Below are 4262 nucleotides of genomic sequence, written 5' to 3' on the forward strand. Positions count from 1 at the left end.
GTGACCGAGCAGGCCTTTCTTAACCGCCTGCAAGGGGTGGAGTTTGGAGCAGCACTCGATCAACATTATTGCCGATTATATAGGTGCATCTTCCCAGCAAGATTTTATCGCGTTTGACAGTTCAGGCGGTGCCTATCTGGACACCAGCGATAAAGATCTGAAAAGCTGGACAACCATCAACGCTTCATATACTTATGATGCAGAGGGTTGGGGTAAGGTGAAAGTGGGCGCTACCAACTTGACTGATGAAGACCCGGTGTTTGACCGCAATGGATTGTACGAAGAGCCACACTACGATCTCTATGACAATACCGGCCGTGTGGTTTACCTTGAATACACATTGAAAATTTAATTGAGGTATTGTTGGTGATTCTAAATGATTCAATCGTTGCGGATCACCATTGTAAAAGCCACGTGTAGCAATTGCACGTGGCTTTTCTATAACGGGTCAAGCAGTCAGTTTGATGAAAAGTGATAGGGCTGATCGGACGTTGTATGATCGTGAGAGGTTGTAGAGCGTGTGATAAACCTACTTTCGTAAAATTAATAACAAAGTTGTCTATATGAATAGTAACAGCGGTGATTTTCTCGGCCATCCTAAAGGCCTGTATGTTTGCTTTAGCACAGAATTGTGGGAGCGATTTTCGTTTTATGGGATGAAATACATCCTGCTGCTCTATATCACCAAATATCATTTATTTTCTGATGGCGCTGGCTTGGATATTCTCGGTGCCTACGCCGGGTTAGTTTATGCAACCCCGGTAATTGGTGGCTTGATTGCTGACCGGTATTTGGGAACAAGGCGTGCCGTTTTATTTGGTGGAATTTTATTGTGTATTGGCCATTTTTTAATGGCGTTTGAAGGCCAGCAAGCCGTGCATTATCCAGCGGGTACCGTGTTGGTTGAAGCCTTAACCCTGAAAACGGGTGAGGTATTAGCCGCTGGTACAGTGCTCGCCACTGAGATCACCAAGCAAGATACTGCCGCGCTGAATATTTTTTATTTGGCGATTGCGTTTATTGTTATTGGCGTTGGTTTTTTAAAGCCGAACATCTCTGTGATTGTTGGCAAACTTTATGCTGATAACGACCCGCGCCGCGACTCAGGTTTTACCCTGTTCTACATGGGCATCAACGTCGGTTCACTTGCCGCCATTTTATTGTGCGGTTGGCTGGGTGAAACCTACGGTTGGAAATATGGTTTTGGCCTCGCCGGTGTCGGCATGATTTTCGGGATGTTTACGTTTTTATATGGCCAGCGCTATTTAAAAGGCTACGCAGAATCCCCTTGTGTTGATTGGTTAAATTCAAAACGTGTGGGCATCAAAAAAGAGTGGTGGATTTATATTGCCAGTTTGACTGCGCTACCGGTGGTATGGTGGTTGGTGCAAAGTGAACCAGTAGTGCATGTTACACAAAATATTTTCCTGCTATTGGGGGTCGTCGGAATAATTGCCTACTCGATGATTTACTCAAAATCCTGGCAATCACAAAAAGCCTTCTTGTTTTTTGTTGCCTTGGCGTTGCTAATTGGAATTGGCAGTGTGCTTACACAAAACAAGGTTATTCAGCTGTCCGATGAAGCAACGGAATATTGGCTCTACGCTGCGCTTCTGGCGTTGATTATTTTCGTTGCTTACGGTTTTATGTATCACCGCAGTGTTGAATTTACCCGCACGCTAGTGTTGATGGTGATGATTATTTTCACCATTGTATTCTGGTCACTGTTCGAGCAGTCTGCCGCATCTATGACTTTGTTTGCTGATCGTGTACTTGAGCGCGATGTTTTTGGTATCACGATAGTGACCAGTCAATTTGCTGCGCTTAATCCTGCATTTATTATGCTGCTCGCAATTCCTTTTGCGTTGCTCTGGCCTTGGTTGGCAACGCGCGGTTTGAATCCTTCAACACCGGTAAAATTTTCTTTCGGTATTATGTTGGCCGGTCTTGGTTTTGGTGCATTGGTACTCGGTGCGCAATTTCCCAATGATGCAGGCAAGGTAGCAGCCATCTGGATGGTGCTCGCCTATCTTCTCCACAGCACCGGCGAATTATGTTTATCACCGATTGGATTATCTGCCGTTACCTCCTTGTCGATCCCGCGTGTTGTAGGTGTGAGTATGGGCACCTGGTTTGTGGCAACGGGACTATCAGAAACCCTCGCTACTCGTTTATCCAAATTGGCGGCGATTGATACGTCAGAAAAAACCGATGTGACAGCCATGCTCGCAACTTACATCAATTTATTTGAATACTTGGCCATACTGGGTGTGGGTGCAGGCATAGTGCTGTTGGTAATTTCACCACTGCTGAAACGCGGTATGGGCGGAATTAATTAATTATTCACAGGATGATGTTATGAAACACAAAATTAACCTGCGCACCATTTTATTCTCCAGTATTGCGCTCTGTTGTTTAGGCGCTTGCAATAAGGCGCCATCCAGTAGCGATCAAGCTACTGTAACACCTGCTAAACCCGCTAAATCGGTAGATGAATTTATCGCAGGTGCAAACAAAACCTATCTCGATAATTATTATGAGTACAACGCCGCGCAGTGGGTTTATGTCACTTACCTGAATGATGATTCTGCGATGCTTGCCACCAAATCCAATGAAAAATGGATGGCGATGGAAAAAGAATTATTAGCGGAGGCGCGCCTCTATAAAGATGCACCTATGTCAGCTGAAACAAAAAAAGCCTATATCAATATGACCCAAGGCAAAACCTTATTGCCGCCTGATACTCCTGAAGCGCGCGCTGAGCTTGCAGGCCTCGGCACCCATATGGAAGGTGTTTACGGTGCAGGAAAATATTGCAAACCCGAAGGCAGCACTGAAAATTGCCGCGATTTAAATCAGTTATCCGATGTGCTCGCCAAAAGCCGCGACTACAACGAATTGGTGGATGCTTGGACGGGATGGCACAGCATTGCGCGAGCTTATCGCAGCGACTATCAGCGTTATGTTGAAATCGCCAATAGCGGCGCGCGCGCTTACGGTTTTAGTGATATGGGCGCATCCTGGAAATCGGGCTACGATATGCCCGCGAATGAATTTGAAGCTGACGTGGAGCGTTTGTGGCAGCAAGTAGAACCTTTGTATAAAGCATTACACTGTAAAGTGCGCACTGATCTTTCTAAACAATACGGCGTCGATAAGGTACCGCTAGATAAACCAATTCCTGCGCATCTACTCGGCAATATGTGGAGCCAGCAGTGGGATAGTATTTATGATTTGGTAGAACCTTATCCCGGTGTTGGCGATCTTGATATCACCGCTGCTTTGGTTAAACAAAAGAAAGATGCCATTGCGATTACCAAAATTGCAGAAAACTTTTTCACTTCTTTAGGTTTGCGCTCACTGCCAGACAGTTTTTGGAAAAACTCCATGCTCACCAAACCGCGCGACCGCGAAGTGGTGTGTCATGCAAGCGCTTGGACGATGGATGCTAAAGAAGATGTACGCATTAAACAATGCGTCGAACCAACGGATGAAGAATTTGAAACCATCCACCATGAGTTAGGCCATATTTATTATGACCTGGCTTACAATGACAAACCCATGTTGTTTCAAAACGGCGCTAATGACGGTTTTCATGAAGCAATTGGCGATACGATTGTGCTATCCATTACGCCTGGCTATTTAAACGCAATCGGTTTGATTGAGAGCACAGAAAGTAGCGAGCAAACCGTTATCAACCAACAAATGAAATTGGCGCTTGGAAAAATTGCATTTCTGCCTTTCGGAAAATTAATTGACCAATGGCGTTGGAAAGTCTTTTCCGGTGAAATTAAACCGGAAGATTACAACAAAACCTGGTGGGAGCTGCGTACAAAATATCAAGGCATTAGTGCTCCCGTTGAACGTACGGAGCAAGATTTTGACGCGGGTGCAAAATATCATATAGCGGCGAATGTTCCTTACACACGCTATTTCATCGCGCATATTTTGCAATTCCAATTCCACAAAGCCCTGTGCGACGCGGCTGGTTTTAAAGGCCCGCTACACGAATGCTCTATCTACAACAGCAAAGAAGCCGGCGCAAAATTACAAACCATGCTCGCTGCGGGCGCCAGCAAACCCTGGCAAGATGTTTTGGAAGAAGCCATAGGCACCCGCCAAATGGATGCCTCCGCCATCATCGATTATTTTGCACCGCTGATGCAGTGGTTGGAGAAAGAAAACCAAGGGCAGGCGTGTGGTTGGTGATCTGGCTTTTAGGGGGTTTTATAAGGTGAAAAGTAAAACAGCTTGCGTTATTG

3 protein-coding genes are annotated in these 4262 nt (G+C 45.6%); all 3 read left to right on the forward strand.

From position 1 onward, the window contains the following. Window positions 1–43 precede the first annotated feature (43 nt). The 3 genes from ACWA6V_RS18085 to ACWA6V_RS18095 all read left to right on the forward strand — a co-directional run bounded on the left by ACWA6V_RS18085 (window position 44) and on the right by ACWA6V_RS18095 (window position 4209). Window positions 44–352 (forward strand): hypothetical protein, encoded by a 309-nt coding sequence (locus tag ACWA6V_RS18085; protein ID WP_449523802.1) that lies wholly within the window; start codon window positions 44–46, stop codon window positions 350–352. Window positions 353–563: 211 nt separating this feature from the next. After that, the gene (locus tag ACWA6V_RS18090) at window positions 564–2339 is read left to right on the forward strand and encodes a peptide MFS transporter (protein ID WP_449523803.1); all 1776 of its coding nucleotides are present in this window, start codon (window positions 564–566) and stop codon (window positions 2337–2339) included. Between the two features lie 19 nt (window positions 2340–2358). After that, the gene (locus ACWA6V_RS18095) at window positions 2359–4209 is read left to right on the forward strand and encodes a M2 family metallopeptidase (protein ID WP_449523804.1); all 1851 of its coding nucleotides are present in this window, start codon (window positions 2359–2361) and stop codon (window positions 4207–4209) included. Window positions 4210–4262: the final 53 nt, after the last annotated feature.

It is taken from the genome of Cellvibrio sp., from assembly GCF_053579595.1.